Origin of the sequence: Spirosoma luteum DSM 19990, from assembly GCF_000374065.1 — a bacterium.
GTDB classification, from domain to species: domain Bacteria; phylum Bacteroidota; class Bacteroidia; order Cytophagales; family Spirosomataceae; genus Spirosoma; species Spirosoma luteum.
In genome coordinates, this window is record NZ_KB893268.1 from 20,619 (window position 1) to 37,488 (window position 16,870).

The following is a 16,870-nucleotide window of genomic DNA, read 5'->3' on the forward strand; positions in this document are numbered from 1 at the left end:
CTGACGCAAAGGAATTGTTAACGCGTCAGCCAACCGCACCGGCGGCTCGGCATAAACCGTAAACTATGAACTTAAATATTTACTTTCGAGATGAAGCGGTGGTAGAACGGCGTTTTGCTATTCTCGCTTTTGGGCATGTATTTACCCGTTACGACGGGTACGTACATCACGCGCCGACGGCTGGCCTCGCCAACGTGGGGCGACTGCTGCGCCCGGTGCCATAACCGACCGTCGTGTACCGACAAATCGCCGGCGTTGATATCGAAGCCAATTTCCTGTTTGTCGGGGTCATTATCTACGAAATACTTTTTGCGGAACAGCATTTTAATGATACCCTGCTTGTGCGTACCCGGAATAACCCGCAACCCACCATTCTCGTAGGGGGTAGGATTGAGGTGAATCCCAACGTTGAGCATCGGCATGATGCGCTGGCCCAGGAAAATATCGCGGGGGCTGTCGGTGTGCCAGCCCATCTGGGAAAACTTACTGTTGGGCGTGCGAATGTAATGGTTGAGGATAAGGCCGTCTTTTTCGATTTCGGCGATACGACCCTCGTACGGCTGGAGCAGATCAACAACGGCCTGTAGGCGGGGGTCCTGCAAAAATTCGTGAAGGGCGGTGCTATGTTGAGACAGGAAGCACATGCGCTGAATCATGGGGTTGCCAGACTCATCCTGACCAAACTTCAGCGGAATGCCATTTACTTTATCGCGCCCTTCGGCCAGCCACTCTTTTTCAATGCGTTCAACCTCGCTGATAAAAAGTTTCACCGTTTGAGGTTCGATGAAATTGCGGAACACGATAACGCCGTTTTTGTTGAAAAACTGGCGTTGTTCCGGGGTAATCGTTTCGCCCAGTTTAAAGGGCGGCAAGTCTAATTTGCTCATATCGGTGATATACAATGCGGAGGATCCGTAGTTGATGCCTACCGGCTATTGCGCTTTATTTATGGGGCGCAAGTTTGATCGGTTCAATAAAAGCCCAAATCTACGAAATTTACAATTTTAGGATTACTTTGCTGAAATATTATTAATGCGACTTTAAGTAACGGCTATTCCAGTCACGGTTCCTTCTTTTCTTGATAAAAGGTCTTTTTTTCTGTTGATCAGCCAGTTAGCCGGTATACGCGGCACACTGCTGGTACAAATGGCCAGTGTTTCGTTATCATCTCAGACCGCACCACCAACATTCGTAAAACTCGAAATACGCTAATTTTACCCTTTATGACCCAACCAATCGAAACCGACTGGTCAATAGGGGCAACCAGGTCGTTTGCGTTTCGCTTTAATCGCCAGGATACCATTACCCGGACCTTTAACACACAAGCACTGGCTTTGTACTCCCGGCGGAAATAATTTATTACAGCCATCGACGGAAAGACCTACTCTCCCGGCGAACGATGCATCCTTAGTCATCAACTTCCTACCAGTTATTTTCCGGGTAAGTTCCGGGATTGGGGTCTTGGCCAACTGGTAGTTCAGAGACGCTGTCCCTGTCCTGTTTCAGGCACTGAATTATAATTCAAGACTCTTTCACCGCGTTCCACCCACTCAGGGCCAGCCACTTTCCCAGCCGGTAGAGTGGGTACGTGAATACAAAAGCACCTAACACATCGATGGTATAATGCACATGCTGCACCAGCAACAGGCTACCAACCAACAATGAACCAATGAACGCAAACAGCCGATCCCGCTGCTGGCGCAGGCATAAAAAAATTAGAAAGAGCGTAGAGGTGTGGCCCGAATAAAACAAGTCTTTCGTAATGTACACCTCTCCATAAAAGGCATTGGTGATCGGGTCGACCATCGGAAGCAGGCCAATGGGCGGATTGAGCGGGAATAAATTGATGCTCAACATCCGCGAGAGACTGATAATGACGTAGCTGTAAACGAATATCATAAACATGGCTGGATTTCGTCGGGCACGGATGAGCAGGAGTAAAGCAGCCGCCCAGATAATCCCGAAAATTAGTAGTGATACATCCGTAGGCGGGAGTTTGGCCAGGAGCCAGTCATTCAAAACGGGGCCGCTGTGTTGCTCAATGGTGTAAAAGAAATACGGGAACGTACCCAGCAACGCCAGCGCACTGACTACGCCAATGATTAACTTACGGCGAAAAACGGGTGATTGCCAGGCGGCCTGCCAGGCTAAGTCGCCGATGGGGTCAGGGATTAAAATGGACATGTAAAACGGTAAAAGGCCGCGAATTTACGACGCAGACAGGTATTGTAAATACGTTTATCCTAAACCAACACATCTGAGGATGAATAGTTGATCGGCTTTTCGTTATTTTTTGGTCTGCCTCTCGTCACATTCCAGTCTGGATTTGCCTTTTGGCTGGTTTGCCCGGTACCTCTTTCTGGAAGCTTTTTGATTCATTAATACGCCTTATACCATGAGCAACCGCCAGATGCCCGAAATCAGGAGCAGAATCAGTCCGGCGGGGGTGAGCACTTTCCAGCACAGGTGCATCATCTGATCCACCCGAATGCGGGGGAAGGTCCACCGTACCCACATTTGCAGTAACACCACAAAAAACACTTTGGAGAGGAGCCAGAATCCCCCGGTCAGGTGGCCCCATACCGTACCGGGTTCGCCACTCGTCCAGTCGGCGAGCCGGACGGGGCCGATATTGGGCAGGGGTGTGTTCCAGCTACCCAGAAACAGAACGGCACCCAGAAATGATACCAGCAGCATCATGGCGTATTCGGACAGATAAAGCAGCGCAAACCGCATCCCGGAATATTCCGTGTGGAAGCCCCCCACAATTTCCGATTCGCCTTCGGGCAAGTCAAAGGGGGCGCGGTTGCTTTCGGCCAGGGTGCAGATGAAGAAAATGACGTAGGCAACCAGCAGAAACGGATTCCGCAGGATATTCCAGGAGAAAATACCCCCCCAGCCCGTAACATCGATCCCCAGGGCTTTCAGCCCGAAGAGATAATTGGTTTCGTGGGTGTAAATGCCCTGCTGGAAACTAAGCGTTTGCAGGTTGAGAGTCTGGCAAATCATCACGACGCACAGAATCGTTAGGCCAAGGGGAATTTCGTAGGAAATGATCTGCGCAACGGACCGCATAGCTCCAAACAGTGAGTATTTGTTGTTCGAGCCCCAGCCCGCCATTAGAATGCCGACTACATCGAAGGAGACGATGGCCAGCAGATAAAAAACCCCCACTGCCGCACCCGACCCCTGCAAGGTTGGGGTGAGGGGCATTACGGCAAAACCCGCAAACACCGACACGAAAATGAGGGTGGGAGCCAGCAGAAAAAGCGTGCGGTCGGCAGCGGTGGGAACAATATCTTCTTTCTGGAGCAGTTTCAGTAAATCGGCGAAGAGTTGCAGCAACCCCCATTTTCCCGTTTCCATCGGTCCCAGCCTGTCCTGCATAAACGCCGATACCTTGCGCTCGGTGTACACCCCGACCACCACGAAGCCGGAAGCCATTGCCAGGAAAATGGGAACTGCTAGCATAATGAAGAATGAAGAATGAAGAATGAAGAATGATAAATGATGAATTGGCTGACGCGAAGCGCAATCATTCATAATTTATCATTCATCATTAGGTTAAAATTCTGCCTGCTTTGGTGCTCTGGGGAAGGGGATGACATCGCGGATGTTGCCCATGCCGGTTACGAACAGAACCAGCCGTTCGAAACCAAGGCCGAAGCCCGCGTGCGGGGCCGACCCAAACCGGCGCGTATCCAGGTACCACCAGAGTGCTTCCGGTTCGATGCCTACTTCCTGCATCCGGGCCGTTAGTTTGTCCAGGTTATCTTCGCGCTGGGAGCCACCGATGATTTCGCCGATACCGGGAAACAGCACGTCCATTGCCCGCACGGTCTGGCCAAACGTTTCGCCCCGTTCGTTGGTGGCCGGTGCGTCGTCCTGCTTCATGTAGAACGCCTTGATGTCCCGGGGGTAGTTGGTCAGGATAACGGGTTTTTTGAAATGTTTCTCCACCAGATACCGCTCGTGCTCCGACTGCAAATCGACGCCCCAGCTTACCTCGTACTGAAACTGTTTTTTCTTCGCCGGTTTCGAGTTTGCCAGAATCTCAACGGCTTCGGTATAGGTGAGCCGGACAAACTCATTGCTGATGACGAACTGGAGCTTTTCGAGCAAACTCAATTCACTTTGCTCTTCTTTCTTTTTGCTCTTTTCTTCCTCTTTTAGACGGTTGTCCAAAAAAGTCAGGTCGTCTTCGCAGTGTTGCAGGGCGTAGCGGATAACGGTTTTAACGAAGTCCTCGGCCAGATTCATGTTGTCTTCCAGCTCGTAAAAAGCCATTTCGGGCTCAATCATCCAGAACTCGGCCAGGTGGCGGGTGGTATTGGAATTTTCGGCCCGGAAGGTTGGGCCAAACGTGTAAACCTTTCCCAGGGCCAGTGCGCCCAGTTCGCCTTCCAATTGCCCGGACACCGTCAGGTTGGTTTCCCGGCCAAAGAAATCCTGGCTGTAATCGACCTTACCATCCTCCGTGAGCGGTGGTTTGGTGGCACTGAGCGTGGTGACCCGGAACATCTCACCCGCTCCTTCGGCATCGGATGCCGTGATGATGGGCGTATGCAGGTAGAAAAATCCGTTGTCGTTGAAGTATTTATGCACGGCAAACGCCAGCGCGTGCCGGATGCGTAGAATAGCACTGAAGGTGTTGGTCCGCGGACGCAGGTGAGCTATCTCGCGCAGAAACTCCAGCGAGTGCCGTTTGGGTTGCAGCGGGTACTTATCCGGGTCGGCGGGGCCGTAGATATGAACGCTTTCCAGTTTGACTTCCACGGACTGCCCCGCTCCCTGCGACTCAACCAGCTGACCCGTTATAGCCACGCAGGCACCCGTGGTAATGAGTTTCAGGGTTTCTTCAGGCAGTATACCTGTCTCCGCAACGGCCTGAATGGTATTGATGGTCGACCCATCATTTAAGGCAATAAAAGTAGCGTTCTTACTTTCACGCTTGGTACGGACCCAGCCCTTCACGGTTACGGTGGTACCCACCGGACTGGTTTTCAATAACTGCTGAATGGATTGATAACTCATACTAAAACGACGGCCAGCGAATGTTTACGGCGCAAAAGTACGGATTGTCGGTTGAAACGCCCGCAGACAATTTTAATCGGTAAAACCACGGCGTGCCAATTGTCGTTCTATTTTTGTGCCAACTAAAACAGGTTTACGGTTTTGGGTCTACGGTGTTTGCCATAATGAACCGTAAATCAAAAACTGTAAACCGAATACCATAAACCAAAAACGCTCCCTATGCCCCTTACGTTATACATTGTTCGCCACGCCAAAGCCGAAGACCGGGGGACGTTTATGGTTGACCACGACCGGCAACTTACATCCGATGGCACCATGGCAGCCGCCCGTATGGGCCGTCACCTGCACCAGCAGGGCATCAACCCTGCTGTTATTATTAGCAGTACGGCACCCCGTGCCAAAGACACTGCCAGGATGATAGCCGAACAGATAGGGTTCGACCTGGAAAGGATTCAACTAGACGACCGACTGTTCGACGGCGGGCCAAAGGCGTATCTGGCGGCCATTAACGCACTTTCTGGTGAAACAGAAACGGCAATGGTGGTAGGGCACAACCCCGATGTGTCGTATCTGGCCGAGTACCTGACGCATCAGACTATTGGCTCCATGAGTAAAGGCGAGGTGGTTGCCGTAACGTTCGATAATCTCACCTGGGCTGAAGTATCGGGCCGGACCGGTAGCCTGGCGTTTCAGATAGGACCAAAACAACTGGTAAAAGAATGATGAATGATACATTTTGGTATCGGCCATCTTCTGACATTAATCATTCATCATCGCACCGGCGACCCGGTCGTAATTCATCAATAAGAACGTGAACCGTAACCGTCGAATTTTTATCATCGTCTTTATCGTTTTCACCATCATCGTCGCCCTGTTTGCTATCGACATGGCCAGCCGGACCACGGCACCCTGGAATAAACACCGTGAACTGGAACGGGCATTGCCTGTACAAAAAGATGGTACTGCCGTGGACACAATGGCTACAGATACCTTATTAATGCCTTAATTACTATGCTCCAACTAACGGCCGTTCACCACATTGCCATCATCGTTTCGGACTACGAGATCTCCAAACGCTTCTACACCGAAACGCTGGGGTTTTCGGTACTGGGCGAACACTACCGGGCCGAACGGAAGTCGTATAAGCTTGATCTGGCCCTGAATGGCCAGTACCTGATTGAGTTATTTTCCTTTCCGACTCCCCCCGTTCGCCCGTCGAGGCCCGAAGCAGTTGGACTGCGGCACCTCGCTTTCTCCGTTTCTGACCTTGATGCGGCCATCAATCACCTGAACCAACAGGGTATCCAGACCGAACCCGTCCGCACTGATGAACATACCGGACGACGTTTTACCTTCTTCGCCGACCCCGACGGACTACCCCTTGAGTTGTATGAAGGGGCGGTGGTCTGATACCCCGTGGCTTAGGGTTAAAGTCAAATGCCCCATGCCCTACGCCTTCAGTTTCGCGCTTAACACCCGCACCAGCGCATCCACATCTTCGGGTACGTTGTACACGTGCGGGGCGATGCGCATGGCCTTTGATCGGACCGATACGGATACGTTTTCGGCCAGCAGGGCTTGTTGAACAGCCATTGGGTCAGCGTGGTCGGGGAGCCAAAGGCCAATCAGGTGATGACTACGGCCCCGGCTACCGTTTTCCGGTTCGAGCGAACAGCCTAGGTTTTCCAGGACCGGCCAAGCATCAGCCATCAGGGCTTTTGTGTAGTCCTGAATACGAACTGGCTGCCACTCGATAAGCTGCGTCAGGGCGGCTTCGAGCATGGGCATCTGCATAAAATGCGAATGTTCGCCCACGTTGTACCGGTACGCTTTGGGCCGGTAGGCAGGCTGGTAATCCATCAGCCGGTGAAACTGATTACTGTCGAGCCGGTTCATCCAGCCCTCTTCCAACGGAATGCCATCGTCGAAGGCCGGACCAAAGTAAGCCAGCCCCAGCGAGTACGGGCCCATCAGCCATTTGTAGCCCGCGCAAATAACGGCATCGGGCTGGATAGCATCCAGGTCGAACGGCAGAGCACCAATGGCCTGTGTTCCGTCGATGGCCAGCCACGCGCCCACCTCCCGCGCCCGCCGACCGATAGCTTCCAGGTCGAACCGGATGCCGTACATCCAGTGAACGGGTGGTACCACCACCAATGCCGTGTCGGGACTGATAGCCTCCAGCAGGCGTTCGTTCCACAGGGGGCCTTTCGGAAATTCAGCGGGCATGGGAACGGTTACGATGCTTAGCCCCAGTTCGGTGCAGACCCGGTCCCAGGCGTACACATCACTCGGAAATTCATCTCCGACAAGTACTATCTTCTGCCCCGCCCGAAGGCCCGGCCTTGCTGGCAAGTTTCGTGCCACCACCGCCATGCCGTAGGATACAGATGGAATTATGGCAATACGTTCGGGGTTGGGTGATTGGTGTGTCGCACCGCCAGTGCTCCTGTCGTGGATAAGTTCCGAGAATAAGGAACGGACGTGAGTAGCGCCACGAAAAAAATCATCGGGGTGCAGGCCGAAGGGGTTAGTGTCCCGACGAACGGCATCATACCCGGCTTGCTCCGCTTTTTTACTCAGGGGCGAACGGGTGGCGCAGTTCAGGTAATGAACGCCTTCAGGCAACGTGAATTTGTCTTTTTGTGTACTTATTGGAGAATTTTTTGTATTCATGTGGGTCTATCGCTACTGCTTCGGTTATTCTGGCACGAGCTTTGCCTGTATTAATTCGTGAACGTAAATACGGTCTTTTATGAATACCCTGTTGGGCATTGGGTCCCGAATCCGGCATGATGAGTTTGGCGATGGCGTTGTTATCAACCTGAAAGGGAGTGGCTACACCATTACGTTTATCGAAACGGGGGTGAAGATACTAAAATTCGACGCACCCCTGACCATCCTCGAAGCCCTGGAACCCGATAGTGATCTGGTTAGCCTGTTCGATGTTGAACAGTCGCTGACCCGCATCCTTCAGCGGTGGGTTGACCAAACGGAACTGGTGCCGCTGGGCGATAAATGGAAAGGCGGGAAATTGATACTCAAACCCGGCCGGGCCGATTTAGCGACGAAGGAAATGCCCATCGATGCGTTCTTTCATAAACTAGTGATGGTACGCGACCGGTTGCCGGTTCTCGAACAGCGCGTAAACGCCAGCCTGCTCGACAATGAAGAGAAGGTCAATATTCAGCAATACATCACCCGGATTTACGGGAGCCTGACCTCGTTCAACCTGCTGTTCAAAAACCAGCAGCAACAGTTTGTGGGCGACAAGACAACGGTGGATGCCTGACAGGCGATATAAATTTAAAGATAAGAGGAGTGCATTGTTTCATTTAGTTTTGGGTTAGTTAGATCGGGTCTCCCCGCCGTCGTTTCGACAGCGGGGACTTTTTTTGTCTGAACAGCATTGACGCCCCAGTGCAATTTTAAAAGGACCCGGATGATTTCCCTGCTTATCATTTCATCCGTATCGATATTCTGTAAATCATTTAAATCGGCTTAAAATCACGGTTCAGGCTTCTCGGATGATACTCCCGCAGCGTTTGTTGCAGATAGTCGCGGTCGAGGTGGGTGTAGATTTCTGTTGTCGTAATGGACTCGTGGCCCAGCATCTGCTGGATGGCCCGCAAATCGGCACCACCCTCAATGAGGTGAGTAGCAAAGGAATGCCGGAAGGTGTGCGGGCTAATCGTTTTGGTAATGCCTACTTCTGCCGCCAGCTTTTTAATGGTGGTAAAAACTGAAATGCGGGAAAGTTGCTTGCCGCCCAGGTTGAGAAATATACTGTCTTCGTCCCCTTTCTGAATAGCCAGCTTACTGCGAACGTGCTCAACGTAGATGCGGGTGTAGTGCATGGCATCCTCGCCAATGGGTACCAGCCGAACTTTGTCGCCCTTGCCCAGCACCCGGATAAATCCCTCAGTAAAAAAACAGTTGGTCAGGCGCAAATTCAATAGTTCTGACACGCGCAGCCCCGAACTGTACAGCACCTCCAGCATGGCCCGGTCCCGGGGGCCGCCGGGGGTAGAGAGGTCAATGGCCGCGAGGATGTCCTCAATTTCGGGAAAACTAAGCGTGTCGGGGAGCTTACGTCCCAGCTTGGGTGCTTCCAGCAGTTGCGTTGGGTCGTGCTGAATCAGGTTTTCGAGTAACAGATACTTGAAAAACGATTTCAGCCCCGATAGGATTCTGGCCTGACTGTGCGCTGAAAGACCCAACTCGCCCAAGTACTTCAGAAAATTCATCAGTTCCTTCTCCGTCACCTGCATCGGGTTCAGGGCGGGGTCGGTTAGCAGGATGAACTGATACAATTTTTCAGCATCGTGCAGGTAAGCCTCCACTGAATTTTCGGCCAGTGATCGTTCCAGCTTGAGGTAGTTCTTGAAGGCGTTTATATAACTTTGCCACATATATGAAACAGATTCTCATCATCAACGGCCCGAACCTGAACCTGTTGGGTAAGCGCGAGCCGGGTATTTATGGTAACCGTTCGTTCGTCGACTACCTGAAAACGCTCGAAGAACAGTTCTCCGATGTGCAACTACGCTATTTTCAGTCGAACCACGAAGGCGAACTGCTGGATAAAATTCACGAACTGGGTTTTGAGGTGGATGGCATCGTTATCAATGCGGGGGCTTACACTCATACCTCCATCGCCCTTGCCGATGCGCTTTCGGCCGTAACGGCCCCGGCAGTGGAAGTCCATATCTCCAACGTCCATGCCCGCGAGGAGTTTCGACACCATAGTTACCTCTCCGCCAAATGCAAAGGCGTTATTGTGGGCATGGGATTGATGGGCTACGAACTGGCAGTAAGGTATTTAATGATGAATTCTTGATAGTACTCATCATCGCACCGGCGACCCGGTCATCATCCATCATTTATAATTCATTATTCAGATGATTACCTTCTACCCAGGACCGTCTAAAGTATATCCGCAGGTGGCGGAGTATGCCGCCGAAGCCGTGCGTGAAGGTATTGTGAGCCTGAATCATCGTAGTGCTGGGTTTATGACCATTGTGCAGGAAACCGTTCGGCTGCTGCACGAGAAACTCGACATTCCGGCTGATTATCATGTTGCGCTGGTCTCTTCGGCCACCGAATGCTGGGAAATTGTGTCGCAGTCGCTCACGGCCCACGCCAGTTTGCACCCGCATAGCGGTGCTTTCGGTAAGAAATGGGCGGAGTATGCGTACCGCATCAAGCCCCCCACCAGCCTGAACGAAGCCGACGTGCTGTGCATCGTGCAGAATGAAACTTCCAACGGTACCCAAGTTAGCATGGATACGCTGGCCCAGTTTCGCCGGGATTTTTCGTCGCTCATCGCCGTCGATGCTGTTTCGTCGATGGCGGGTGTGGCGTTCGACTGGACGCTGGCCGACGTTTGGTTTGCGTCGGTGCAAAAGTGTTTTGGATTACCGGCGGGGCTGGCCGTCCTGATTTATTCGCCAGCCGCCCTGAAACGAGCCGAAGAAATTGGGGAGCGTGACCATTATAACAGCCTGCTTTTTATCCACGAAAACTTCTCGAAATTTCAGACGCCGTGTACCCCCAATGGCCTGGGTATTTACCTGCTCATGCGCGTACTGCAACAGGTGCCGGGGATTGCAGAAGTGAGTGCCCGTACCAAACAGCGGGCAGCGGACTGGTACGCATTTTTCGACCACGAGATGAACCAGACCCCCTTTACACTACTCATTGACGACCCGGCTACCCGGTCCGATACGGTTATTGCCGTGTCTGGAGCCGAGCAGGCCATTAAAGCCGTAAAGGCAGCCGCCCAACAGGCGGGTATAACGCTGGGGAACGGCTACGGCGACTGGAAAACAACGACATTCCGTATCGCTAACTTCCCGGCTATTGACGACGAAGAGATTGGAACCTTAACGGGGTTTTTTCGGTCGTATGCCAATCAACAGACACTGTAGCTTTCATGTTTAGTTTTAGAGAAGCAGTTTCCGTCACCCTGATTTTGTTCTCAGTCATTGACGTGATTGGCTCGTTACCGGTCATCATCGACCTTCGGAAAAAGACCGGCAAAATCGAATCGGAGCGGGCCACGTTTGCTTCAGGGGTACTGATGGTTTCGTTCCTGTTCGTTGGTGAGCGAATTCTCAACCTCTTCGGGGTCGATGTTGCGTCGTTTGCGGTGGCGGGTGCCCTGGTTATTTTTCTCATTGGCCTGGAGATGATTCTGGGCCGTACTATTTTTAAACCAGAGATTGATTCGGGCGGGGCTACGCACATTGTACCCATTGCCTTTCCGCTGATAGCAGGTGCAGGTACCCTGACGACCATCATTTCGTTGCGGGCCGAGTACCAGACGCTCAACATCATCATTGGTATCATCCTCAATCTGCTGCTGATTTATGGGGTCCTCAAATCGTCGGCATGGCTCGAAACCCGGCTGGGTGCCGGAGGGCTGGCGGTGCTGCGTAAAATCTTCGGGATTATTCTGCTGGCTATCGCCATAAAACTTCTGAAAACAAACCTTATTGCTGGCTTTTAGGCTAACTGATTTATCTATGGTCAGTTAGTAGGAAAGCTGAAATCCTGAAAAAACCACATTTTTTCGTTAAAACGACTATAATGATAAGCTAAAAGAAGGCTATGAGGGCCTTTTTTTGTTTGGATAGCCAAAATGATGACGTGTTAAAAAATGGCAGTAAGTGCGGTCATTTACTGGATCAAACGAATTAAAATTATAATTTTTCTATAAAATCAGTACTAAATATGGCTGTATTGGCAAATGGCATTAATAAATTATTGTAAAGCCGTATTATATTTGCTGAACGTATGGTGACAAAACCCTATTCAATTAATCCACTTGTACATTATGGCAAAGGCGAAGTTAGAATACATTTGGCTTGATGGCTATAAGCCAACCCAGAGCTTACGGTCAAAAACAAAAATTGAAGACGATTTCTCGGGTAATCTGGATGATTGTCCCATGTGGTCGTTTGACGGTTCTTCGACGGAGCAGGCAGAAGGCGGCTCATCGGACTGCTTGCTGAAACCTGTTTTTATCTGCCCTGACCCACAGCGCAAGAACGGTTATCTGGTTATGTGCGAAGTCCTGAACGCCGACGGTACCGCTCACGTATCCAATGGTCGGGCTACGATTCAGGATGACGATAATGATTTCTGGTTTGGCTTCGAGCAGGAGTACTTCCTATGGGATATTAACACGGATAAGCCGGTTGGTTTCCCCGCCGAAGGTTTCCCAACCCGTCCGCAGGGGCCTTATTACTGTTCAGTAGGTGCCCAGAATGCCTATGGTCGTTACGTTGTTGAAGAACACCTGGATGCTTGCCTGGAAGCGGGTTTAAATGTAGAAGGTATCAACGCCGAAGTAGCTACTGGTCAGTGGGAATTCCAAATTTTTGCCAAAGGTGCAGCCGCAGCCGGCGACCAGATTTGGGTAGCCCGCTACCTGCTGGAGCGCATTGGTGAAAAATACAACATGTCTATCAACTGGCACTGCAAGCCATTGGGTGCTACCGACTGGAACGGTTCGGGTATGCATGCTAACTTCTCTAACACCGCGCTTCGTACGGCTGGTAACAAAGCCGTGTACGATACCATCTGTCAGGCTTTCTCACCATCCGATATTATCAAAGCGCACATTGCCGTGTATGGTGCCGACAACGAGCAACGCCTGACGGGTAAGCACGAAACTCAGTCCATCGACCAGTTCTCCTATGGAATTTCTGACCGGGGTGCTTCTATCCGTATCCCCATCGCTACGGTGGAGCGCGGCTGGAAAGGCTGGCTCGAAGATCGTCGTCCCAACTCGGCGGCCGACCCCTATAAAGTAGCGGCCGTTATCATCAAAACCGTTAAGTCGGCTAAAGTGATGGAAGCAGCTTAAGGTCAAAAATACCCTGATAATGAAGCCCGGTTACGCTAGTAGCCGGGCTTTTTTTGTGACCTGCCTGCATCGGCTACCGTTTGATAAATTGACTGAGTAACGGCTATGATGGTATCAAACGAAGTTGTTTCTTTAACTTTAAACGATCAAAGTAGTGTCTGGTTGACAAGATGTAGCGGAACTGAAATAGGCTGATAATCAGGGCGAGTAGTTCCGCAGTTTTGTGTACAATACTATGTTGGGTAGGATGCTCCACTACGCTACGCGAAGATACGTCTATTTGCCGCCCTGTTGTCAGCAATGGGCTTGTGAGTGTGCGGGGTTGGCCGCTTTTGTTTATATGCGGAGTAAATCCGGCAGGGGAGTTGTGGGGCAGGGTGTAAAAATGAAGCGACATGGCAAAAAAGAAGTCTACAATAGAGCAACTTTCTGAATTAGGGAAAATGGACTTTGGTTTATCACATTCTTTATACAAACCCATTGAGTTTACAACTCCAGATTCTTCAAAATTGAAGCCTATAGCGTTGTCAATTGTTGAAGCATTGGAACCAATACAATCTGAATTAACACGCGTAACAGGGGAATTAACAAAGGCTAATGAGCGAACGGAGAAAGCAGAGGAAAGGGCAAAAGTTGCTGAGCATGAAGCAAGAAAAGCCAACAAAAAAACCTTATTTGTGTCCGTACTGGCAATCCTAATACCTTTCACTCAGGCATGGTACTATGATTCAAGAAACCAAGAAAGAGATAAAGAACTAGCATTGCTATCATCCACCGTGAAGCAACTTCATCAACAGCTTGAAGTTTTAAAGAACGAATTTTCCAAATCCAGAATACCGCCACCCCCTGCAAAAGTCCCATTACGTAACATTGGAGTTCATCAGCAAAAAAGGCCATAAGTGCGATATTTAGTTAAAACTAACACCCTAAATATCGAGCATTTTTGAACAACTTCAAACATCAGTTAACAGATAGGTGAACTTTGCCTTGTGACTTAATTCTTGCTCTCTACATTGCTTTGCGCTTTGCTTCCTATAGGACAGTAAAAGTAGCTATTTGACTACTTTTTATTTTGTGGTGAGTATGTAGCGTAAAGCCTAATTAATCAACCGAAAAAAAGCCCATACCCATCAAGCAAGGGCTTTTTCATGCCTAACCTAAATCTTCCACTTCCTCCCACAAATCCCTTATCTGCTCAGAATCGGGCAGTCCTACTGTAAAGAAGCAACTCCACAAACGAGTTAAACGCTATATTATCACAGAATATGTAGGATAGGGTGTTGTTACTCTCCTTATCCATGCTATAGGCGGGTAAGTTCGCAATGGGTACGTGAGGGTTATTCATAGCTTATTGCTCAGTTAGCGAGTGAATCTTGCAGGGTAGTTGGTAAGTCGTACCAGCCTGCATATGCGTATAGAGTCTGGCAGGGCACCGGGAGAGTTTGCGCAGTAGGCACCCAACAGGGCGAGGACGAAAAGGGCGAAAGCTACCAATGTTCAGGGCAATCACTTACGGCCCATCGTCCGTCGCTGGCGTTGGGAGAATTACAATAAGTAGATACGTAAATCGCTCAAAAACAATGCAAAGTCCAGATTGTCTGCTCTCAGCGCGTGTAGCTCGCAAGAGTAACTTCGGGTTTCCATTCCCGAAACAATTGCGATAAAATGCATGCCTGAATTGGGTAAACTATCAGGAAAGTAGGCTTTGGTGAATAGCTACGAAGTTGTTAAGGCGGTCACCATTTCACCGTATCCAAAGAACACTATGACACTGGTATTCGAAGTCTTATTCGTTCTCGTGAACTACCTTCTCAGGAAAATAGCTAAAGAGACTACACATAAACCCGCTTTGTTTCGGTGGTAATTCGCCCATCCTGGTGACAGCCATACGCTTGTTTGAACCCTTACATCCATGAATCGAAAAATTTTGATTGTCACCGGTGATGGTGGCGAAAGTTATGAAACCCTTTATGCCGTTCACCGCTTTCAGGAAGAAGGGGATATGGCCGTGATTGCTGCTCCCAGCAAACGCCGACTCAATCTGGTGATGCACGATTTCGAGCTCGGCTGGGATACGTACATCGAACGGCCCGGCTACTGTCTGGCGGCAGATATGACCATACAGGACGTGGTGGTAGATGAGTACGACGCCATTCTGCTGCTGGGCGGACGTGCCCCCGAGTACCTGCGTAACCATGCTGCGTTGCTGGATGTAGTCCGCGAGTTCGACCGGCAGGGAAAGTGGGTTTTTGCCATTTGTCACGGTATTCAGATTCTGGTCACGGCGGGCCTGGCTAAGGGTCGAAACCTGACCGCCTACGAACACGTCCGCACCGAAATTGAAATGGGTGGTGGCACCTATTCAACTCAGGAAGCCATCCGAGACCGAAACATAGTAACGGGCCAAACCTGGCAATCGCACCCCGAATTTTACCGGGAAGTATTTGCCTGTCTCCGGGAAGCGGAACTGGTGGAGAGTCGGTAAAAAGAAGATAACTACCTGCGCTGGAGGAGTTTATCCGGGTCTTACATAGTCCGGATAAACTCCTCCAGCGCATTCAGGTGGTCGGCGAAGGCTTGCTGACCCGGTTGAGTGGCTGAGTAAGTGGTATTGGGTTTCCGCCCGACGAACTGTTTCTGCACCGCTACGTAGCCCGACTCTTCCAGTGCCCGCAGGTGCGTGGCCAGGTTGCCGTCGGTCAAACCAAGCAGTTCTTTCAGGGCGCTGAAACTCAGGGAGTCGTTGACCATCAGAACCGACATGATGCTGAGCCGTGCCTTGCTTTCAAAGGCTTTATTGAACTGTGCCAGCAAATCGTTCTTCATGCCGTAGTCCGTTCGTATTTGTAGTACATGGCTAACCCATACATGATGTGCAGTACCCCAAACCCAATAGCCCAGGTGAGCAGGTTATACCCCGGCCAGAACAGCGAAATTAATCCCAGCCCAATTTCGCAGTAGGCCAGCGACTCCACGTCGCGCAGGGTGTATTTGCTCCCGTTGAGCAGGGCCATTCCGTAAAAAATAAGCGTAGCCGGAAAGGCGAGCCAAATCAGGTTGTAATGCAGCAGTGCCAGGCAGAACACGCCCCCCGTGGCCAGCGGAACGGCCATGGCCCACAGGAGTCGTCTGGACGACTGGTTCCAAACGCCAAGTCCCTGCCGCCGGGCTTTACGCACCGTGAAGTAGGTACCGGCCAGCAGGGCCAAAACGAGTATAATAACAGCTACAGTGACCAGAAACTGCTGTGTATCCTGCTGGTTTGTTCCAGTGTAAGTAGCTTCCGGGTCGGCATGGAGAATCGTAAACAACCCGGTTCGCAGTCGCGTGTACACAACGGTGGCTCCGCTCAGTGCAATCAGACCCGCCGATACACCGGAGAGGCCACTCAGTGACAGGAACTTGGAAGAGCGCTCCATCAGGCTGCGGATTTCCGTCAGCGTTTGCAGGTGTTCGCGGGATTCGTGCATGTTAAGTAGCGAAATAGTAAATCGGTTCGCCGAAGCGGAGCGAAAGAGTGAATAAGTGCGTGATAGTTAGTAGTCGTCCGCCGAAGATAATAAGGCCCACTATAACCGCAGCGATAGCCAGTATCAACACGGCCCCCGAGGCCATATCCTTGATGGCTTTAATTTGCGGGTGAATGCCCGGCGAAACATAATCACACAGTTTCTCAATGGCGGTGTTAAAAGCCTCAGCCGCCCAGACCAGCCCAACCTGCGTCAGGATGATGGCCCATTCCACCCGGCTAAGCTGTAAATAGAAACCGGCTACTGTTACCAGAACCGCTATCAGCAGATGCACTTTGGCGTTATTTTCGAAACGGAATAAATCCAGGATACCCTGCCCGGCAAATCGGAAACTACGCCCTACTTTTCGGAAATCAATCATTTGGCAAACATACGATGGACCTGTTTAGGATCTGCTTTTTTGTGTTCCGGACCGTTCACGTTCGGATGAAAC

20 protein-coding genes are annotated in these 16,870 nt (G+C 50.9%); 11 read left to right on the forward strand and 9 right to left on the reverse strand.

Annotated features, from left to right (window positions below; all coding sequences use genetic code 11):
- Positions 1–71 precede the first annotated feature (71 nt).
- On the reverse strand, positions 72–887 hold the full coding sequence (locus B156_RS0118185) for a phytanoyl-CoA dioxygenase family protein (protein ID WP_018621202.1): 816 nt from the start codon (positions 885–887) through the stop codon (positions 72–74).
- A 336-nt stretch (positions 888–1,223) separates the two neighbouring features.
- On the opposite strand from B156_RS0118185, the gene B156_RS32415 reads away from it, so the two are divergent.
- Entirely contained in the window at positions 1,224–1,355 is a 132-nt protein-coding gene (locus B156_RS32415) for a hypothetical protein (protein ID WP_018621203.1), read from the forward strand.
- Positions 1,356–1,521: 166 nt separating this feature from the next.
- On the opposite strand, the gene B156_RS0118195 is transcribed toward B156_RS32415, so the two are convergent.
- The 3 genes from B156_RS0118195 to asnS form a co-directional block, all read right to left on the reverse strand.
- Positions 1,522–2,184: a phosphatase PAP2-related protein gene (locus B156_RS0118195; protein WP_018621204.1), complete on the reverse strand. Its 663-nt coding sequence runs from the start codon at positions 2,182–2,184 to the stop codon at positions 1,522–1,524.
- Positions 2,185–2,388: 204 nt separating this feature from the next.
- Positions 2,389–3,543 carry a complex I subunit 1/NuoH family protein gene (locus B156_RS0118200; protein ID WP_342664432.1) on the reverse strand — a complete coding sequence of 385 codons (1,155 nt, stop codon included), beginning with the start codon at positions 3,541–3,543 and terminating at the stop codon, positions 2,389–2,391.
- Between the two features lie 21 nt (positions 3,544–3,564).
- Positions 3,565–5,034: an asparagine--tRNA ligase gene (gene asnS, locus B156_RS0118205; protein ID WP_018621206.1), complete on the reverse strand. Its 1,470-nt coding sequence runs from the start codon at positions 5,032–5,034 to the stop codon at positions 3,565–3,567.
- A gap of 219 nt (positions 5,035–5,253) precedes the next feature.
- Between asnS and B156_RS0118210 the strand changes: the two genes are divergently transcribed.
- The 3 genes from B156_RS0118210 (at position 5,254) to gloA2 (ending at position 6,444) form a co-directional block, all read left to right on the forward strand.
- Positions 5,254–5,757, forward strand: coding sequence for a SixA phosphatase family protein (locus B156_RS0118210; RefSeq protein ID WP_018621207.1), 504 nt, complete (start codon positions 5,254–5,256; stop codon positions 5,755–5,757).
- An 88-nt stretch (positions 5,758–5,845) separates the two neighbouring features.
- Positions 5,846–6,040: a hypothetical protein gene (locus tag B156_RS0118215; protein WP_018621208.1), complete on the forward strand. Its 195-nt coding sequence runs from the start codon at positions 5,846–5,848 to the stop codon at positions 6,038–6,040.
- Positions 6,041–6,045: 5 nt separating this feature from the next.
- A complete protein-coding gene (gene gloA2 / locus B156_RS0118220; protein WP_018621209.1) occupies positions 6,046–6,444 on the forward strand; it encodes an SMU1112c/YaeR family gloxylase I-like metalloprotein in 399 nt (132 codons plus the stop codon).
- A 39-nt stretch (positions 6,445–6,483) separates the two neighbouring features.
- On the opposite strand, the gene B156_RS0118225 is transcribed toward gloA2, so the two are convergent.
- Positions 6,484–7,710 carry an aminotransferase class V-fold PLP-dependent enzyme gene (locus B156_RS0118225; protein ID WP_018621210.1) on the reverse strand — a complete coding sequence of 409 codons (1,227 nt, stop codon included), beginning with the start codon at positions 7,708–7,710 and terminating at the stop codon, positions 6,484–6,486.
- 79 nt (positions 7,711–7,789) lie between these two features.
- Here B156_RS0118225 and B156_RS0118230 point away from each other — a divergent pair, with 79 nt between their 5' ends.
- Complete coding sequence (locus B156_RS0118230; protein ID WP_018621211.1) at positions 7,790–8,326, forward strand: hypothetical protein; 537 nt, start codon at positions 7,790–7,792, stop codon at positions 8,324–8,326.
- 199 nt (positions 8,327–8,525) lie between these two features.
- On the opposite strand, the gene xerD is transcribed toward B156_RS0118230, so the two are convergent.
- Positions 8,526–9,446 (reverse strand): site-specific tyrosine recombinase XerD, encoded by a 921-nt coding sequence (gene xerD, locus B156_RS0118235; protein WP_018621212.1) that lies wholly within the window; start codon positions 9,444–9,446, stop codon positions 8,526–8,528.
- A 2-nt stretch (positions 9,447–9,448) separates the two neighbouring features.
- On the opposite strand from xerD, the gene aroQ reads away from it, so the two are divergent.
- The 6 genes from aroQ to B156_RS0118265 all read left to right on the forward strand — a co-directional run bounded on the left by aroQ (position 9,449) and on the right by B156_RS0118265 (position 15,392).
- The gene (gene aroQ, locus B156_RS0118240) at positions 9,449–9,874 is read left to right on the forward strand and encodes a type II 3-dehydroquinate dehydratase (RefSeq protein ID WP_018621213.1); all 426 of its coding nucleotides are present in this window, start codon (positions 9,449–9,451) and stop codon (positions 9,872–9,874) included.
- A 61-nt stretch (positions 9,875–9,935) separates the two neighbouring features.
- On the forward strand, positions 9,936–10,964 hold the full coding sequence (locus tag B156_RS0118245; protein WP_018621214.1) for an aminotransferase class V-fold PLP-dependent enzyme: 1,029 nt from the start codon (positions 9,936–9,938) through the stop codon (positions 10,962–10,964).
- 5 nt (positions 10,965–10,969) lie between these two features.
- On the forward strand, positions 10,970–11,545 hold the full coding sequence (locus tag B156_RS0118250; protein ID WP_018621215.1) for a MarC family protein: 576 nt from the start codon (positions 10,970–10,972) through the stop codon (positions 11,543–11,545).
- A gap of 327 nt (positions 11,546–11,872) precedes the next feature.
- A complete protein-coding gene (locus tag B156_RS0118255) occupies positions 11,873–12,907 on the forward strand; it encodes a glutamine synthetase beta-grasp domain-containing protein (RefSeq protein ID WP_018621216.1) in 1,035 nt (344 codons plus the stop codon).
- 395 nt (positions 12,908–13,302) lie between these two features.
- Positions 13,303–13,806, forward strand: coding sequence for a hypothetical protein (locus B156_RS0118260; RefSeq protein ID WP_018621217.1), 504 nt, complete (start codon positions 13,303–13,305; stop codon positions 13,804–13,806).
- A gap of 1,013 nt (positions 13,807–14,819) precedes the next feature.
- Complete coding sequence (locus B156_RS0118265; RefSeq protein WP_018621218.1) at positions 14,820–15,392, forward strand: DJ-1/PfpI family protein; 573 nt, start codon at positions 14,820–14,822, stop codon at positions 15,390–15,392.
- 41 nt (positions 15,393–15,433) lie between these two features.
- On the opposite strand, the gene B156_RS0118270 is transcribed toward B156_RS0118265, so the two are convergent.
- From B156_RS0118270 to B156_RS0118280, 3 genes are read right to left on the reverse strand one after another with little or no spacing between them, the layout of a single operon-like run.
- Positions 15,434–15,733, reverse strand: coding sequence for a winged helix-turn-helix domain-containing protein (locus B156_RS0118270; protein ID WP_018621219.1), 300 nt, complete (start codon positions 15,731–15,733; stop codon positions 15,434–15,436).
- Positions 15,730–16,377, reverse strand: coding sequence for a hypothetical protein (locus B156_RS0118275; RefSeq protein ID WP_018621220.1), 648 nt, complete (start codon positions 16,375–16,377; stop codon positions 15,730–15,732). Before B156_RS0118275 ends, B156_RS0118270 begins: the two co-directional genes overlap by 4 nt.
- Before the next feature lies 1 nt (position 16,378).
- A complete protein-coding gene (locus tag B156_RS0118280; protein ID WP_018621221.1) occupies positions 16,379–16,798 on the reverse strand; it encodes a diacylglycerol kinase family protein in 420 nt (139 codons plus the stop codon).
- Positions 16,799–16,870 lie beyond the last annotated feature (72 nt).

Excerpts from the sequence above, each read along its gene's own strand:
- B156_RS0118185 (WP_018621202.1), bottom strand. The coding sequence starts at position 887 with ATGAGCAAATTAGACTTGCCGCCCTTTAAACTGGGCGAAACGATTACC.
- B156_RS32415 (WP_018621203.1), top strand. The coding sequence starts at position 1,224 with ATGACCCAACCAATCGAAACCGACTGGTCAATAGGGGCAACCAGGTCG.
- B156_RS0118195 (WP_018621204.1), bottom strand. The coding sequence starts at position 2,184 with ATGTCCATTTTAATCCCTGACCCCATCGGCGACTTAGCCTGGCAGGCC.
- B156_RS0118200 (WP_342664432.1), bottom strand. The coding sequence starts at position 3,543 with ATGAATGATTGCGCTTCGCGTCAGCCAATTCATCATTTATCATTCTTC.
- asnS (WP_018621206.1), bottom strand. The coding sequence starts at position 5,034 with ATGAGTTATCAATCCATTCAGCAGTTATTGAAAACCAGTCCGGTGGGT.
- B156_RS0118210 (WP_018621207.1), top strand. The coding sequence starts at position 5,254 with ATGCCCCTTACGTTATACATTGTTCGCCACGCCAAAGCCGAAGACCGG.
- gloA2 (WP_018621209.1), top strand. The coding sequence starts at position 6,046 with ATGCTCCAACTAACGGCCGTTCACCACATTGCCATCATCGTTTCGGAC.
- B156_RS0118225 (WP_018621210.1), bottom strand. The coding sequence starts at position 7,710 with ATGAATACAAAAAATTCTCCAATAAGTACACAAAAAGACAAATTCACG.
- B156_RS0118230 (WP_018621211.1), top strand. The coding sequence starts at position 7,790 with ATGAATACCCTGTTGGGCATTGGGTCCCGAATCCGGCATGATGAGTTT.
- xerD (WP_018621212.1), bottom strand. The coding sequence starts at position 9,446 with ATGTGGCAAAGTTATATAAACGCCTTCAAGAACTACCTCAAGCTGGAA.
- aroQ (WP_018621213.1), top strand. The coding sequence starts at position 9,449 with ATGAAACAGATTCTCATCATCAACGGCCCGAACCTGAACCTGTTGGGT.
- B156_RS0118245 (WP_018621214.1), top strand. The coding sequence starts at position 9,936 with ATGATTACCTTCTACCCAGGACCGTCTAAAGTATATCCGCAGGTGGCG.
- B156_RS0118250 (WP_018621215.1), top strand. The coding sequence starts at position 10,970 with ATGTTTAGTTTTAGAGAAGCAGTTTCCGTCACCCTGATTTTGTTCTCA.
- B156_RS0118255 (WP_018621216.1), top strand. The coding sequence starts at position 11,873 with ATGGCAAAGGCGAAGTTAGAATACATTTGGCTTGATGGCTATAAGCCA.
- B156_RS0118260 (WP_018621217.1), top strand. The coding sequence starts at position 13,303 with ATGGCAAAAAAGAAGTCTACAATAGAGCAACTTTCTGAATTAGGGAAA.
- B156_RS0118265 (WP_018621218.1), top strand. The coding sequence starts at position 14,820 with ATGAATCGAAAAATTTTGATTGTCACCGGTGATGGTGGCGAAAGTTAT.
- B156_RS0118270 (WP_018621219.1), bottom strand. The coding sequence starts at position 15,733 with ATGAAGAACGATTTGCTGGCACAGTTCAATAAAGCCTTTGAAAGCAAG.
- B156_RS0118275 (WP_018621220.1), bottom strand. The coding sequence starts at position 16,377 with ATGCACGAATCCCGCGAACACCTGCAAACGCTGACGGAAATCCGCAGC.
- B156_RS0118280 (WP_018621221.1), bottom strand. The coding sequence starts at position 16,798 with ATGATTGATTTCCGAAAAGTAGGGCGTAGTTTCCGATTTGCCGGGCAG.